16 protein-coding genes and 1 riboswitch are annotated in these 15803 nt (G+C 58.1%); of the genes, 10 read left to right on the forward strand and 6 right to left on the reverse strand.

All coding sequences use genetic code 11. The features are described 5' to 3' along the window. Window positions 1-377 precede the first annotated feature (377 nt). On the forward strand, window positions 378-1967 hold the full coding sequence (gene purH / locus CWR52_RS11310; RefSeq protein WP_104949690.1) for a bifunctional phosphoribosylaminoimidazolecarboxamide formyltransferase/IMP cyclohydrolase: 1590 nt from the start codon (window positions 378-380) through the stop codon (window positions 1965-1967). A gap of 15 nt (window positions 1968-1982) precedes the next feature. Further along, window positions 1983-3275: a phosphoribosylamine--glycine ligase gene (purD, locus tag CWR52_RS11315; RefSeq protein WP_045909512.1), complete on the forward strand. Its 1293-nt coding sequence runs from the start codon at window positions 1983-1985 to the stop codon at window positions 3273-3275. 95 nt (window positions 3276-3370) lie between these two features. Here the strand turns inward: purD and CWR52_RS11320 are convergent, their stop codons facing one another. The 6 genes from CWR52_RS11320 to nudC all read right to left on the reverse strand — a co-directional run bounded on the left by CWR52_RS11320 (window position 3371) and on the right by nudC (window position 7723). Then, complete coding sequence (locus tag CWR52_RS11320; protein WP_045909513.1) at window positions 3371-4063, reverse strand: DUF1481 domain-containing protein; 693 nt, start codon at window positions 4061-4063, stop codon at window positions 3371-3373. A gap of 11 nt (window positions 4064-4074) precedes the next feature. Continuing rightward, window positions 4075-4347 (reverse strand): nucleoid-associated protein HU-alpha, encoded by a 273-nt coding sequence (gene hupA / locus CWR52_RS11325; protein WP_002445246.1) that lies wholly within the window; start codon window positions 4345-4347, stop codon window positions 4075-4077. Between the two features lie 186 nt (window positions 4348-4533). After that, window positions 4534-5124, reverse strand: a complete 591-nt coding sequence (locus tag CWR52_RS11330) for a YjaG family protein (RefSeq protein ID WP_008503468.1) — start codon at window positions 5122-5124, stop codon at window positions 4534-4536. 41 nt (window positions 5125-5165) lie between these two features. After that, entirely contained in the window at window positions 5166-5837 is a 672-nt protein-coding gene (nfi, locus tag CWR52_RS11335) for a deoxyribonuclease V (protein WP_021242964.1), read from the reverse strand. Between the two features lie 9 nt (window positions 5838-5846). Further along, window positions 5847-6911 carry a uroporphyrinogen decarboxylase gene (hemE, locus tag CWR52_RS11340; protein WP_024908252.1) on the reverse strand — a complete coding sequence of 355 codons (1065 nt, stop codon included), beginning with the start codon at window positions 6909-6911 and terminating at the stop codon, window positions 5847-5849. Window positions 6912-6949: 38 nt separating this feature from the next. Further along, window positions 6950-7723 carry an NAD(+) diphosphatase gene (gene nudC / locus CWR52_RS11345; RefSeq protein WP_104949691.1) on the reverse strand — a complete coding sequence of 258 codons (774 nt, stop codon included), beginning with the start codon at window positions 7721-7723 and terminating at the stop codon, window positions 6950-6952. 95 nt (window positions 7724-7818) lie between these two features. On the opposite strand from nudC, the gene CWR52_RS11350 reads away from it, so the two are divergent. The 8 genes from CWR52_RS11350 to CWR52_RS11385 all read left to right on the forward strand — a co-directional run bounded on the left by CWR52_RS11350 (window position 7819) and on the right by CWR52_RS11385 (window position 15783). Further along, on the forward strand, window positions 7819-8304 hold the full coding sequence (locus CWR52_RS11350; protein ID WP_045909516.1) for an Rsd/AlgQ family anti-sigma factor: 486 nt from the start codon (window positions 7819-7821) through the stop codon (window positions 8302-8304). A 54-nt stretch (window positions 8305-8358) separates the two neighbouring features. Beyond that, a riboswitch (TPP riboswitch) is annotated at window positions 8359-8467 on the forward strand. Window positions 8468-8546: 79 nt separating this feature from the next. Continuing rightward, window positions 8547-10442, forward strand: coding sequence for a phosphomethylpyrimidine synthase ThiC (gene thiC / locus CWR52_RS11355; RefSeq protein WP_104949692.1), 1896 nt, complete (start codon window positions 8547-8549; stop codon window positions 10440-10442). Further along, window positions 10442-11077 carry a thiamine phosphate synthase gene (gene thiE / locus CWR52_RS11360; protein WP_104949693.1) on the forward strand — a complete coding sequence of 212 codons (636 nt, stop codon included), beginning with the start codon at window positions 10442-10444 and terminating at the stop codon, window positions 11075-11077. The genes thiC and thiE overlap by 1 nt, the downstream gene beginning before the upstream one ends. Continuing rightward, window positions 11070-11825: a HesA/MoeB/ThiF family protein gene (locus CWR52_RS11365; RefSeq protein WP_104949694.1), complete on the forward strand. Its 756-nt coding sequence runs from the start codon at window positions 11070-11072 to the stop codon at window positions 11823-11825. Before thiE ends, CWR52_RS11365 begins: the two co-directional genes overlap by 8 nt. After that, on the forward strand, window positions 11809-12009 hold the full coding sequence (gene thiS / locus CWR52_RS11370; protein ID WP_104949695.1) for a sulfur carrier protein ThiS: 201 nt from the start codon (window positions 11809-11811) through the stop codon (window positions 12007-12009). Before CWR52_RS11365 ends, thiS begins: the two co-directional genes overlap by 17 nt. Window position 12010: 1 nt before the next feature. Continuing rightward, a complete protein-coding gene (thiG, locus tag CWR52_RS11375; protein WP_048226928.1) occupies window positions 12011-12781 on the forward strand; it encodes a thiazole synthase in 771 nt (256 codons plus the stop codon). Then, window positions 12778-13905, forward strand: coding sequence for a 2-iminoacetate synthase ThiH (gene thiH / locus CWR52_RS11380; protein ID WP_104949696.1), 1128 nt, complete (start codon window positions 12778-12780; stop codon window positions 13903-13905). The genes thiG and thiH overlap by 4 nt, the downstream gene beginning before the upstream one ends. A 336-nt stretch (window positions 13906-14241) precedes the next feature. Next, window positions 14242-15783, forward strand: coding sequence for a sensor domain-containing diguanylate cyclase (locus CWR52_RS11385; protein ID WP_104949697.1), 1542 nt, complete (start codon window positions 14242-14244; stop codon window positions 15781-15783). Window positions 15784-15803: the final 20 nt, after the last annotated feature.

Below are 15803 nucleotides of genomic sequence, written 5' to 3' on the forward strand. Positions count from 1 at the left end.
TATTACGCTTTCCTCTTTCAGAGTCAACCCGTTATTTCAGGATTTTTTCTCTTCAACCGACCGCGTTGTCTGTGAAGTGATTCACATCCGCCGTGTCGATGGAGGCGCATTATAGGGAGTTCTCCGCAGGCCGCAACCGCTAAATGACAGAAAAATGACTGACTGCTGCATTCCACAGCAAAACCCCGCCTTATACCTTTTTACACACAGACTTATCCACAATGATACGAAAAAGTAAAAATGTGCGAGCGTTGCGCAAACGTTTTCGTTAAAATGCTCGCGCTTAACAAGGATGCCTCGTCAGGTGTGTTAGATGAGTTTTTCACAGGAAAATTCATCTAACGCTCTCTGTAATCGTGAAATCCAGGGGATTTACCATGCAACAACGTCGTCCAGTCCGCCGCGCTCTGCTCAGTGTTTCTGATAAAGCCGGTATCGTCGAATTCGCTCAGGCACTTTCTGCACGCGGTGTGGAGCTGCTTTCCACAGGCGGTACCGCTCGCCTGTTAGCAGATAAAGGTCTGCCGGTAACCGAAGTGTCCGATTACACCGGTTTCCCGGAAATGATGGATGGACGCGTCAAAACCCTGCATCCGAAAGTCCACGGCGGTATTCTTGGCCGTCGCGGCCAGGACGACGCCATTATGGAACAGCACGACATCGCGCCGATCGACATGGTTGTCGTTAACCTCTACCCGTTTGCCCAGACCGTTGCCCGCGAAGGCTGCTCTCTGGAAGATGCTGTAGAGAACATTGATATCGGCGGCCCGACCATGGTGCGCTCCGCGGCCAAGAACCATAAAGATGTGGCCATCGTCGTAAAGAGCAGCGATTACGAAACCATTATTAATGAGATGGATGCCAACGAAGGGTCGCTGACCCTGGAAACGCGTTTCGACCTCGCCATCAAAGCCTTCGAACACACCGCGGCGTACGACAGCATGATCGCCAACTACTTCGGTAGCCTGGTACCGGCTTACCACGGTGAAAGCAAAGATCCTTCCGGCCGCTTCCCGCGCACCCTGAACCTGAACTTCATTAAGAAGCAGGATATGCGTTACGGTGAGAACAGCCACCAGCAAGCAGCCTTCTATATAGAAGAAGAGGTAAAAGAAGCCTCTGTTGCAACCGCTCAGCAGGTGCAGGGCAAAGCGCTCTCCTATAACAACATTGCCGACACCGACGCGGCGCTGGAATGCGTGAAAGAGTTCAGCGAGCCGGCCTGCGTTATCGTCAAGCATGCGAACCCATGCGGCGTTGCCGTGAGCACCTCTATTCTGGATGCCTACGATCGCGCCTACAAAACCGACCCGACCTCTGCGTTCGGCGGCATTATCGCCTTCAACCGCGAGCTGGATGCTGAAACGGCTCAGGCCATCATCTCCCGCCAGTTTGTCGAAGTGATCATCGCGCCATCGGCCTCCGAAGACGCGCTGAAAATCACCGCGGCAAAACAGAACGTGCGCGTACTGGTTTGCGGCCAGTGGGCACAACGCGTGCCGGGCCTGGACTTCAAACGCGTGAACGGCGGTCTGCTGGTTCAGGATCGCGATCTGGGTATGGTGACAGAAGCCGACCTGCGCGTGGTAACCAAACGTCAGCCGAGCGAACAGGAGCTGCGTGACGCGCTGTTCTGCTGGAAAGTGGCGAAGTTCGTCAAATCCAACGCCATCGTCTACGCGAAAGAGAATATGACCATCGGAATAGGTGCTGGCCAGATGAGCCGCGTCTACTCCGCGAAAATCGCGGGCATTAAAGCAGGCGATGAAGGTCTGGAAGTGAAAGGCTCTGCCATGGCTTCTGACGCGTTCTTCCCGTTCCGTGACGGTATCGATGCGGCAGCTGCAGTCGGCATCACCTGCGTGATCCAGCCTGGCGGCTCAATCCGCGACGACGAAGTAATTGCCGCCGCCGACGAACACGGCATTGCGATGATCTTCACCGACATGCGCCACTTCCGACATTAATTCCCGGAGCTGAAAATGAAAGTATTAGTGATTGGTAACGGCGGACGCGAGCACGCGCTGGCGTGGAAAGCGGCGCAGTCTCCGCTGGTGAAAACGGTCTTCGTGGCACCGGGCAACGCCGGTACCGCACTGGAACCCGCGCTGCAGAACGTGGCTATCGGCGTGACCGACATTCCGGCGCTGCTGAGTTTTGCCCAAAGCGAGAAAATCGACCTGACCATCGTCGGCCCGGAAGCGCCGCTGGTGATTGGCGTGGTGGATGCGTTCCGCGCAGCGGGCCTGAAAATCTTCGGCCCAACGGAAGGCGCCGCTCAGCTGGAAGGCTCCAAAGCCTTCACCAAAGATTTCCTCGCGCGTCATAACATCCCGACGGCGGAATATCAGAATTTCACTGAAGTGGAGCCTGCTCTGGCCTACTTACGTGAGAAGGGCGCGCCGATTGTTATCAAGGCCGACGGTCTGGCCGCCGGTAAAGGCGTGATCGTCGCGATGACGCTCGACGAAGCCGAAGCCGCGGTTCAGGACATGCTGGCAGGTAACGCCTTTGGCGATGCGGGCCACCGCATCGTGATTGAAGAGTTCCTCGACGGTGAAGAGGCGAGCTTTATCGTCATGGTCGACGGCGAGCACGTTCTGCCGATGGCTACCAGCCAGGATCACAAGCGTGTAGGTAATGGCGACACGGGTCCTAACACCGGCGGGATGGGCGCTTACTCCCCTGCTCCGGTCGTGACTGACGACGTTCACCAGCGCACCATGGATCGCATCATCTGGCCTACCGTGAAGGGAATGGCAGCAGAAGGGAATACCTACACCGGTTTCCTTTACGCAGGTCTGATGATCGACAAGCAGGGTAACCCTAAGGTCATCGAATTCAACTGCCGCTTTGGCGATCCGGAAACGCAGCCAATCATGCTGCGCATGAAATCCGATCTGGTGGATCTGTGCCTGGCAGCCTGCGATGGCAAGCTGGACGAGAAAACCTCCGAGTGGGACGAGCGTGCGTCTCTCGGCGTGGTGATTGCTGCGGGTGGTTATCCGGGCAACTACAGCACCGGAGATGAAATCCACGGTCTGCCGCTGGAAGAGAGGGAAGGTGCGAAGGTGTTCCACGCCGGTACGAAGCTGGCTGAGGACGATCGCGTTCTGACCAACGGCGGCCGCGTGCTGTGTGCAACCGCGCTGGGCCATACCGTGGCAGAAGCGCAGAAGCGCGCCTATGCGCTGATGGCGGATATTCACTGGAACGGTAGCTTTAGCCGTCAGGATATCGGCTATCGCGCGATTGCGCGCGAGCAGGGGGAGTAATTCCCCCTCACCTCACCCTAACCCTCTCCCAAAGGGAGAGGGGATCGTTCGTAGGCCGGATAAGCGTTAGCGCCATCCGGCTTAATCCACAGAACTCAGAAACTCTTCTCTGTCGGCTGCCAGGTGCAGAAGTCTTCGTTCGCCACCAATAGCAATTGAGAACCTTCCGGCGCCTCAAGCCACGCCACACTCACTTCCATTGATGAATGACGCTGACGGCGTTGAATGTGTTCGGTCGCCCAGGACTCAAGCTCAGGCTTGACCGTTTGCCCTTCGCAGGTCGTCACCGTCCCGTCGTTATGCCAGCGCCCCTGGCGCAGCACGACGCGTCCCAGACGAAGCGCATCGCTGGTCTGGCGGATTTGTTCGGCACGGTAACGGTAGAGTGCGATTTGATCGCTGGAAAGCTGCTGTTTTTGACCGCTGACTTCGCGCTGCATAAAGCTCAGCTCGCCATGGTCGTCAAAACGCACTTTCACGTGTTCGGGGGTCTTGCTGTAGACGTTCAGCTCAATCAGCGACAGGTCATCTCCCTGCCAGCGATACTCCGCCGTCGACGTATTGCCGCTATGCCACGGGCTGAAGGCAGAAAGCAGATGCACTTCGCCGCCGGAATCTTTACGCCAGATCCTGACCGCGCCCTGGTTGTCCGCGTAGCCGCTGGCGGTAAACGGCGGCAAAGCGGTGTCGTGGCTACAGGCTGACAGCAGCAGCATGCCTGCCAGCGCGAGCGTTCCGCGCCAGAAAGACAAAAGGGGCGTTGCCGCCCCTTCGCTAAAACTGTTCACTGCCACGCGTCTTACTTAACTGCGTCTTTCAGTGCTTTACCAGAAACAAATGCCGGCACGTTCGCTGCGGCGATTTTGATTTCTTTACCGGTCTGCGGGTTGCGGCCAGTACGCTCAGCGCGGTGGTTCACTTTGAAGGTACCGAAACCAACCAGTTGTACAGCATCGCCTTCTTTCAGAGACTCAGTAATAGCAGCCAGGGTAGATTCCAGAGCAGCTTTAGCCTGCACTTTAGACAGATCAGCCTTGTCCGCAATTACATCAATCAGTTGAGTCTTGTTCATAAGTTATCCTTTCAATGTGTTTATCGCTTGCTAAGCATCGAGTGCGACGAAAATGCCAAAAAAGCACTCTCCTGCATACACGCACCGATAGCCACTTTTTTTCGCCCCCCAAATGTAGACCAGACAAGGGGCGAAAGGGAAGAGTCGAGGAGCGACAAAACGGGCGTTATCTCAAGTTTTCTTATCTCATTGGTTAAAAATTATACCAATATTACTCTCGCCGGCCTCACGTAAGTCCGCGCGCAGCCCTTTTATCAGTTCAATATCGCGTTCTTCACACTCTGCCAGCAGGCGGAAAATTTCCCACTGGATATCCCATTCTTGCTCAACGGCCGGGTTTGCTCGCAGCTCTTCGTCGGTCATTTCGCGACCTTCCTGGGTCATTTCCAGCATTGCCACGGTAGTGATAGAGGCCTTACTGACTTCGATAGCATGCTCCAGCGTCTCACCGCTCAGGCGGGAGTGGAGCAATTCGCTTAACGCCACACAGGCATCAATTGCCGGGTAGACGCCGTACAGGTCAAAATCATCCGCCACCGGAATCGCCTCTTCGAGCTTTTCGAGCTGAGAGTCGAAATTCACCTTCGCGTCTTTCACCGTCAGCGTTTCCCAGATCAGATCCAGAATGCGGCGGTAGATATGGCCATCACCAAAGCCGGTCTGCTTGCAGAACGCGGCATAGTTGGGATACATGCGCTCGCACAGGCAAGCCATAAAGGTGACGTGCTGCCAGCTTTCCAGCTTTTCAAGGCGCAGGTGAATCGGGTTTTGTAGCATGATGATCTCTCGAATCGAAAATTAGGCGCAGTTTACCTGAATCATCGCTGAATTTCCTGCCAACGAACAAAAGCCGGACGCGAAGAGGCCACCGCGTCAGCCCAGCGCGTCGGCTCCGGTAAACGGTAGCCCTTCATGCAGCGCTGTACCCACGCCAGAGCGCTGTCCATGCTCACCCGATGGCCGGTGGCGATGAACAGCGGATTACAGCGAGCCTTGCTGCGCCAGACCCACGCCAGCTGCTCGCCTTTATGGATAAGCGGTGCCAGCGCGCCCGGCTCGGCGGAGAGTGGCTCAAACGCGCCGCACAGGCGTTTCTTGGCAACGCCAATGGTCGGCACATCCACCAGCAGCCCAAAGTGGCTGGCAACGCCTAAACGGCGCGGGTGTGAGATCCCATGCCCATCGACAAACAGCAGGTCAGGTTTTTGCGAGAGCTGCTCCCACGCTGCCAGCAGCGCGGGATATTCGCGAAAGGAGAGAAAGCCGGGAATATAGGGCATGGTGGTGGCAATACGCGCGACCTTGTACTCCACCAGTTCAAGCGAAGGGTATTTCAGTACCACCATCGCCGCTCGCGTCACGTCCCCACCCTGCTCGAACCCGACGTCTGCTCCGCCAATGTACTGCGGAGGATCCTTATCCAGACGATCCTCGCGGATCACCGATGAGGCCAGTTCGATTTGTTGAGCGCGTAGCGACGCGAGATCCATAACGACTCCTTACTTGTGATACTGGGCAGAAAGCCGATGCACCGCCTCCACAAATACGCCTGCGTGCTCTGGCGGTACATCCTGATGAATACCGTGGCCGAGGTTAAAGACGTGGCCTTCCCCCTGGCCGAAACCAGACAGTATAGTCGACACTTCTTCTTCAATGCGGGCAGGCGGTGCATAGAGCATGGATGGGTCCATATTGCCCTGCAGCGCCACTTTGTCGCCCACGCGGCGGCGAGCATCGGCGATATCGGTGGTCCAGTCGAGGCCCAGCGCGTCGCAGCCGGTGGCCGCCATCGCCTCCAGCCACTGGCCGCCACCTTTGGTGAACAGCGTCACCGGCACGCGGCGACCTTCATTTTCACGCAGCAGGCCGTCGACGATTTTATGCATGTAGTACAGGGAGAACTGCTGATAATCGCGGCCGGTCAGCACGCCGCCCCAGGTGTCGAAAATCATCACCGACTGCGCACCCGCCTTAATCTGCGCGTTCAGATAGAGCGTAACGCTCTTCGCCAGCTTGTCGAGCAGCGCATGCAGGGCCAGCGGCTCGGCGTACATCATCTTTTTAATCAGGGTGAAGGCTTTGCTGCTGCCCCCTTCCACCATGTAGGTCGCCAGCGTCCACGGGCTGCCGGAGAAGCCAATCAGCGGCACTTCGCCTTTCAGCTCGCGGCGAATGGTGCGCACGGCGTTCATCACGTAGCCCAGTTCGCCTTCCGGATCGGGGATCGGCAGCTTATCCACGTCGGCTTTGCTTTTGATCGGAGAGGTGAAACGCGGGCCTTCACCGGTTTCGAAGTACAGGCCCAGGCCCATGGCATCCGGAATGGTCAGAATATCCGAGAAGAGGATCGCCGCATCCAGCGGGAAGCGGCGCAGCGGCTGGAGCGTCACTTCACAGGCCAGCTCGGCGTTTTTGCACAGCGACATAAAATCGCCCGCCTGCGCGCGCGTGGCTTTGTACTCTGGCAGATAGCGTCCCGCCTGGCGCATCATCCACACCGGGGTGACATCAACGGGCTGGCGCAGCAGCGCACGCAGATAACGATCGTTCTTCAGTTCGGTCATTTTTGCAGTTCCTTAAGCGTCATGGCCTCAGTGTAACACTACTCATACTCGGCCCGACACATCGCTACGGTATCTTCTATCAGCCGGCGCGCCACGGTGCCCGGCGGTGGTAACAGCGGTAAATCGTCGTAGCGATACCAGTTCGCGTCCAGCAGCTCTTTCTGATCGATAACGATCTCGCCGCTGTCATATTCGGCCATAAAGGCCGTCATCAGCGACTGCGGGAACGGCCACGGCTGGGAGGTGACGTAGCGCAGGTTCTTCACTTTGATCCCGCTCTCCTCCATCACCTCGCGCGCCACCGCCTGCTCCAGCGTTTCGCCCACCTCGACGAAGCCGGCCAGCACGGTGTGAACGCCGTTGCGATGGCGGGTATGCTGCGCCAGCAAAATAGAATCCTCCCGGCGGATAGCGACGATGATGCACGGCGCAATCTGCGGATAGTAGCGTTCGCGGCAGTGGCTGCAGAGCATCGCCCATTCGGTTTTGCTCGGACGCATGGTATGACCGCAGTAGCCGCAGTATTTGTGCGAGCGATAAAACTCCGCCAGCTGCACGCCGCGCCCCGCCAGCTGGAACAGGCCCACGTCCAGATCCAACACCTGGCGAACGGATCCCATATCCTGACGACGCGCTTGCTGGATCAACCACACGGGCTCACCCTGCCACTCACCGATCTTTAGCGCTGGCTGGCCCACGAGATCGAACGTTGCCGCCGCACCGTAGGGCAGTTCTCCACCGGGCAACCATAATTTTTGTTCGTGGCTGACGATCCACCAACCCAGATCTGATTTTTCAATAATACGATCCATATCTATTGCACTACCTTCGCTTCACTGACATGTTGTTAGCATTGTGGTTACATTCTGGATAAGCAGATTCAATCCTACACTTTGCGGAGTCGACCATGTTAAACCAGCTAGAAAGCCTGACTGAGCGCGTTAGAGGAAGTAACAAACTGGTGGATCGCTGGCTTCATGTGCGCAAGCATCTACTCGTGGCCTATTACAATCTGGTCGGCATTAAGCCTGGCAAAGAATCGTTTATGCGGCTGAACGAAAAAGCGCTGGATGATTTTTGTCAGGGCCTGGTCGACTATCTGTCCGACGGCCATTTCAATATTTATGAACGCATTATCCGCGAAATGGAAGGGACAACGCCGTATTTAGCGGCCAGCAAACTCTATCCGCTGCTGGAGGCCAACACCCAGCAGATCATGGATTACTATGATTCCACGCTCGAGAATGCCATCGATCACGATAACTACCTTGAGTTTCAGCGGGCGTTATCCGACCTCGGTGAAGCGCTGGAGGAGCGATTCACGCTGGAAGATAGGCTGATTAGCCTCGTCCTGGATGCCAGTCCCGAAGATAACGTCGCGCGCCCGGCTTGAGTTCTTAATCGTTAACGAGTAATTTACAACCATTCGCCCCTCTCACGAGGGGGATTTTTCTTGTCGGAGTGCCCAGAGCGAAAGCCGGGCTGAGACCGTTAATTCGGGATCCGCGGAACCTGATCAGGTTAATACCTGCGAAGGGAACAAGAGTCACACTGCTGTTGTATCGCCCCCCGGGCGATCCTCTCTTGCTTCATCCGTCGTCTGACAAGCCATGTCCTTCACTTTTGGAATGAGCTATGTCTACTGCAAAACTGACCCGCCGCGAACAGCGTGCACAGGCCCAACACTTCATCGACACCCTGGAAGGCACCGCTTTCCCAAACTCGAAACGCATCTACATTTCCGGCTCGCAGGCCGATATCCGCGTCCCGATGCGCGAAATCCAGCTCAGCCCGACGCTTATCGGCGGCAGCAAAGAGAATCCGCAGTATGAAGACAACGAAGCCGTACCGGTGTATGACACCTCCGGCCCGTACGGCGATCCCTCTGTTACGATCAACGTTCAGCAGGGTCTGGCAAAGCTGCGCCAACCGTGGATTGAGGCGCGTAACGACTGCGAAGAACTCAGCGTACGCAGTTCTGCGTACACCAAAGAACGCCTGGCCGACGACGGTCTGGACGCGCTGCGCTTTACCGGCCTGCTGACGCCAAAACGCGCCAGAGCGGGCAAATGCGTGACCCAGCTGCACTACGCCCGCCAGGGGATCGTCACGCCGGAGATGGAGTTCATCGCCATCCGCGAGAACATGGGCCGCGAGCGTATCCGCAGCGAAGTGCTGCGTTACCAGCATCCGGGAGAGGGCTTTGGCGCGCGCCTGCCGGAGAACATCACGCCGGAATTTGTGCGTGACGAAGTGGCCGCCGGGCGCGCGATTATCCCCGCCAACATTAACCACCCGGAATCCGAGCCGATGATTATTGGCCGCAACTTCCTGGTGAAGGTCAACGCTAACATCGGTAACTCGGCCGTCACCTCCTCCATCGAAGAAGAGGTGGAAAAACTTGTCTGGTCAACGCGCTGGGGCGCGGACACGGTAATGGATCTCTCCACCGGCCGCTACATTCACGAAACCCGCGAGTGGATCCTGCGTAACAGCCCGGTTCCGATTGGCACCGTCCCGATTTATCAGGCGCTGGAGAAGGTCAACGGCATTGCCGAAGATCTGACCTGGGAAGCGTTCCGCGACACGCTTCTGGAGCAGGCCGAGCAGGGCGTCGACTACTTCACCATTCACGCGGGTGTGCTGCTGCGCTACGTGCCGATGACCGCGAAGCGTCTGACCGGCATCGTCTCGCGCGGCGGTTCGATCATGGCGAAGTGGTGCCTCTCCCATCACCAGGAGAACTTCCTCTACGAACACTTCCGCGAGATCTGCGAAATCTGCGCCGCGTACGATGTCTCTCTGTCGCTGGGCGACGGCCTGCGCCCGGGCTCCATCCGCGATGCTAACGACGAAGCACAGTTTGCCGAGCTGCACACGCTGGGCGAGCTGACCAAAATCGCCTGGGAGTATGACGTGCAGGTGATGATTGAAGGCCCGGGACACGTGCCGATGCAGATGATCCGCCGCAACATGACCGAAGAGCTGGAGCACTGCCACGAAGCGCCGTTCTACACGCTGGGGCCACTGACCACCGACATCGCGCCGGGCTATGACCACTTCACGTCAGGCATTGGCGCGGCGATGATCGGCTGGTTCGGCTGCGCCATGCTCTGCTACGTGACGCCGAAAGAGCACCTCGGCCTGCCAAACAAAGAGGACGTGAAGCAGGGGCTGATTACCTACAAAATTGCCGCCCACGCGGCGGATCTGGCCAAAGGCCACCCGGGCGCGCAAATCCGCGATAACGCCATGTCGAAGGCGCGCTTTGAATTCCGCTGGGAAGATCAGTTCAACCTGGCGCTGGACCCGTTCACCGCCCGCGCCTACCACGACGAAACCCTGCCGCAGGAATCGGGCAAAGTCGCGCACTTCTGCTCCATGTGCGGACCAAAATTCTGCTCGATGAAAATCAGCCAGGAAGTGCGCGACTACGCCGCCACGCAAACCATTGAAGTGGGTATGGCGGACATGTCTGAAACCTTCCGCGCCAAAGGCGGCGAAATCTACCTCAAAAAAGAGGAGGCGTAATGTACCAGCCCGATTTCCCACCCGTCCCCTACCGTTTAGGGCTCTATCCGGTGGTGGACAGCGTGGCGTGGATAGCGCGACTGCTGGAGGCAGGCGTTCGCACCCTCCAGCTGCGCATCAAGGATAAGCGCGATGACGAAGTGGAAGCCGATGTGGTTGCCGCCATTGCGCTGGGGCGTCGGTATAACGCCCGCCTGTTTATCAACGACTACTGGCGGCTGGCCGTTAAGCACCGGGCGTACGGCGTGCATCTGGGTCAGGAGGACCTGGAAACAACGGATCTGAGCGCAATCCGTGAAGCCGGGCTGCGTCTTGGCGTGTCAACGCACGATGACATGGAGATCGACGTGGCCCTGGCGGCCCGTCCCTCTTACATCGCGCTCGGTCACGTCTTCCCGACGCAAACCAAGCAGATGCCCTCCGCACCGCAGGGTCTGACGCAGCTGGCAAGTCACGTTAAACGCCTTGCCGATTACCCCACCGTCGCCATCGGCGGAATCAGCCTTGAACGGGCCCCGGCGGTGCTGGAGACCGGCGTCGGAAGCATCGCCGTCGTCAGCGCCATCACCCAGGCCGCAGACTGGCGGTCCGCCACCGAACAGCTGTTACAGCTGGCAGGAGCAGGCGATGAATGATCGCGACTTTATGCGCTACAGCCGTCAGATCCTGCTGGAGGATATCGCCATCGACGGCCAGCAAAAACTGCTCGCCAGCCGGGTGCTGATTGTTGGCCTGGGAGGATTAGGCGCACCCGCCGCGCTCTATCTGGCAGGTGCGGGCATCGGCACGCTGGTGCTGGCCGACGACGATGAGGTCCACCTCAGCAATCTGCAGCGGCAAATCCTCTTTACTACCGACGATATCAACCAGCCGAAAGCGAAAATCACCCGGCAGCGGCTGAACCAGCTTAACCCGGATATCGAGCTGATTGCCTTACAGGAGCGTCTTAGCGGTGAAAGCCTGCACCGTGAAGTCGCCCTTGCCGACGTGGTGCTGGACTGTACTGACAACATGGCGACGCGCCAGGCGATCAACGCCGCCTGCGTGGCCAATCATACGCCGCTTATCACCGCCAGCGCGGTGGGGTTCGGCGGGCAAATGATGGTTCTGACGCCACCGTGGACGCAGGGCTGCTATCGCTGCCTGTGGCCGGACGATGCCGAGCCGACGCGCAACTGCCGTACGGCGGGCATTCTGGGTCCGGTGGTCGGCGTGATGGGCACCATGCAGGCGCTGGAGGCTATCAAGCTGCTCAGCGGCATGGAGACGGAACGCAATACGCTGCGGCTGTTTGATGCCCGCTCCAGCGGCTGGCGCCAGCTGGCGTTACGCCGCGCCAGCCGCTGCCCGGTATGCGGAGGCTGCGATGCGCATTCTGTTTAACGATGAGCCGATGAGATGCGACGACGGGCTTACCGTTGCCGCACTGCTCGACAAGCTGCGTCAGCTCAAGCCGGGAACGGCGCTGGCGCTCAATCAACAGATCCTGCCGCGCGAGCAGTGGGAACATCAGCAGGTCAATGACGGCGACCAGATCCTGCTGTTTCAGGTTATCGCAGGGGGCTGAGATGTTACGTATTGCCGATAAGGTTTTTGATTCGCATCTGTTTACCGGAACCGGAAAATTCGCCTCGCCGCAGCTGATGGTGGATGCCATTCGTGAAAGCGGCAGCCAGCTGGTGACGCTGGCGCTCAAGCGCGTGGATCTGCGCCATCACAGCGATGCCATTCTGGCTCCGTTGCTGGAAGCAGGCGTGACGCTGCTGCCCAACACCTCCGGAGCGAAAACCGCCGAAGAGGCGATTTTCGCCGCACAGCTGGCGCGTGAAGCGCTCGGCACCCGCTGGCTGAAGCTGGAAATCCATCCGGATGCCCGCTGGCTGCTGCCCGACCCGATTGAAACGCTGAAAGCGGCTGAAAAGCTGGTTCAGCAAGGGTTTACCGTCCTGCCTTACTGCGGGGCCGACCCGGTGCTGTGCAAACGTCTCGAAGAGGTCGGCTGCGCCGCCGTCATGCCGCTGGGGGCCCCCATTGGCTCCAACCAGGGGCTGGAAACCCGCGCGATGCTGGAAATCATTATTGAGCAGGCCACCGTGCCGGTGGTGGTGGATGCGGGCATTGGCGTGCCCAGCCATGCCGCGCAGGCGCTGGAAATGGGGGCTGACGCGGTGCTGGTAAATACGGCTATCGCGGTTGCCGACGATCCGGTCATGATGGCGCGGGCATTCCGCCTGGCCGTGGAGGCTGGCCTGCTGGCAAGGGGATCAGGTCCCGGCTCGCGCAGTTTCCAGGCGCAGGCCACCAGCCCGCTGACCGGTTTTCTGGAGGCGATCTCATGAGCACGTTTACCGAGCGCTTGCGACAGCTTAACTGGGACGACATTGCCCTGCGCATCAACAGCAAAACGGCGGATGACGTGGAGCGCGCGCTGCATGCCCGTCAGCTGACCCGCGAGGATCTGATGGCCCTGCTCTCCCCGGCGGCCAGCGCGTACCTCGAACCAATGGCTCAGCGAGCGCAGCGGCTCACCCGCCAGCGTTTTGGCAACACGGTGAGCTTCTACGTGCCGCTCTATCTCTCCAACCTGTGCGCCAATGACTGCACCTACTGCGGCTTCTCCATGAGCAACCGCATCAGGCGTAAAACCCTTGATGCGGGTGAGATTGCCCGTGAGTGTGCAGCCATCCGTGAAATGGGCTTTGAACATCTTCTGCTGGTCACGGGCGAACATCAGGGAAAAGTGGGAATGGACTATTTCCGTCAGCACCTTCCCGCCATTCGCCGTCAGTTTGCGTCATTGCAGATGGAAGTGCAGCCTCTGTCGCAGGAGGAGTACGCGGAGCTCAAAACGCTCGGGCTGGACGGCGTTATGGTCTATCAGGAAACCTACCACGAGGCGACGTACGCCCGGCACCACCTGAAAGGCAAGAAACAGGATTTCTTTTTCCGCCTGGAAACGCCGGACAGGCTGGGGCGCGCCGGCATCGACAAAATCGGTCTGGGTGCGCTGATCGGGCTCTCCGACAGCTGGCGGGTGGATTGTTACATGGTGGCGGAACATCTGCTTTGGCTTCAACAGCGCTACTGGCAGAGCCGTTATTCCATCTCCTTCCCGCGCCTGCGTCCCTGCGCGGGAGGAATTGAACCGGCTTCTCTGATGGATGAACGCCAGCTGGTGCAGACCATCTGCGCGTTTCGCCTGCTCGCGCCGGAAGTGGAATTATCGCTCTCAACGCGCGAGTCCCCGGCGTTTCGCGATCGCGTCATCCCGCTTGCGATTAACAACGTCAGCGCATTTTCCAAAACGCAGCCTGGCGGCTACGCCGACGATCGTCCGGAGCTGGAACAGTTTGTACCGCATGATGGCCGACGTCCGGAAGCGGTCGCTGCCGCCCTGACGGCGCAGGGTCTGCAGCCTGTCTGGAAAGACTGGGACAGTTGGCTGGGAAGAGCCTCGCAATAACGATGAAACGGGCTGCAACCTGGTAAAAAATTGTCGAGGGTCGACGAAAAGGCAAAACCGGATGGTTGTCGGCAATCGTCCGGTTTTTTATTGTCACACGGTCAGCAACGGATGCTGACCAGGGCGAAAAGCTTCTTCCTCGTTTCGCCCTGCCTCTGGCTCATTGCACAAACAGCCCCTACCAGTTTAATAAGTATTTTCTTAATGGTTCTTAAGATAAATCATCCCGCCAGAAATCGTGTGCCGTATAATTCACCGCTAACCGCAGGACAGCGACTATGCTGAGAGGATATCGGCAGACGAAAAGTATTCACCATCAGGAACGATGTACAGCTCATGGCACTTCACAGCAAAAAGCTCTCTTTTACCCGGCCCATTATGCTCAGCTTTGCGGGGATCCTCTGCAGTTTTGCGGTGATCGCGATCGCGGTGACGCTTTCGCAACGGAAGGATTTTCTTGAGGATTATCATAAGATCAATAGCAACTTCACGCACAACCTGGCGGTGAACTACACCGAATCTATCCTGCGTGAAAACGACTATATCCTGGGCCGTTCCGCGATGTACTTTGCGCGCGACGACAGGCTAAACGAGACGCTCAACGTCAACCCGACGCAAGGGCTGCAGATGATGATGCATTTGCAGAACCTGATGCCGACCGTCTCCTCCATCTCGCTGGCGGACACGCAGGGGCATTATCTTCGCGCACCGGAAGTGCTCCCCATGGAGACGAGTAAAACTTTCGATCCCCGGACGAGGCCGTGGTTTGTCGCTCAGGCGGAAGCCAGCATCTTCAGCCACTATACCCGTCCTTATATGGATTACTTTACGGGGCACCCCACGGTCACTCTTTATAAGCCAGTGATTTCACCAGAAGGCAGACTGAAGGGAACGCTCGCGTTTCATCTCGATTTGACGTCAATGGGCTACACCCTGCGTCAGATGGTGGCGCCCGTTCAGGGGGAATTCTTCGTCGTCGAACGCGATGGTGCCGTGGTGCTGCATCCAGATACCGGCGCGCTCTTCAAGCAGTACGTGAGCGAAGCGCTGATGGACAAAATGACCAGCGGTGAAGGTCATCTTTACGACAAGAAAAGCAACGCCTGGTATTACTACTACTCGTTTACCAACCCGGACTGGTTTGTCATCTACCGGGTATCCGGCGCGACGCTTACCGATATTACCCGCCACGAAACGACGATCGTTGGCTGGGGGTTTGCGCTGGCGGCCATCATCATCATCCTCTTCGGCTTATACCTCCGCCATGCCTCGCGTAGCGTGCTGATGCACATTATCAATGCCATCAAAACCGGCGACGTCAGCGAGGCGCCGCGCCTGGAAGCGATGCTGAGCCACACGATTCAGTCCAATAAAGAGCGCGAAATGGCGTATGTGCGCCAGGCCACCCACGATGCGTTGACGGGCTGTAAAAACCGCCGCGCGTTCGACAGCGATGTCGCAGAGCTGCTGAATACCCAGCAGCCTTTCGCGATGGCGCTGGTGGACATTGATAACTTCAAGTCAATTAACGACACGCTGGGTCACCTGACCGGTGATATCGTTCTGCGCAACGTGGCTCGGGAAGGGATCCAGATCATGCAGCCACATCACGTCTCGCTTTACCGTTATGGTGGAGAAGAGTTCGCGGTAATTTTCCAGGCGGAGCAGATGACTTCAGCGCTCTCCTTGCTGGAAGCGTGGCGTACCGCCGTTGAAAATCGCGTCTGGCGGGAAGAAAACCTGCGCGTTACGTTCAGCGGTGGTCTTGGGGAGTGGCATTTTGAACCGCTGGAACAATTCGTCGGAAGCGTTGATAACGCCCTTTACAGCGCCAAACAGCAGGGAAAAAACCGCATCGTTCGCACATCCATAAGTTAATCCTCTCTCCTTCACCCTGC

It is taken from the genome of Enterobacter sp. SGAir0187 (genome assembly GCF_002952735.2).
Taxonomy (GTDB): domain Bacteria; phylum Pseudomonadota; class Gammaproteobacteria; order Enterobacterales; family Enterobacteriaceae; genus Enterobacter; species Enterobacter quasiroggenkampii.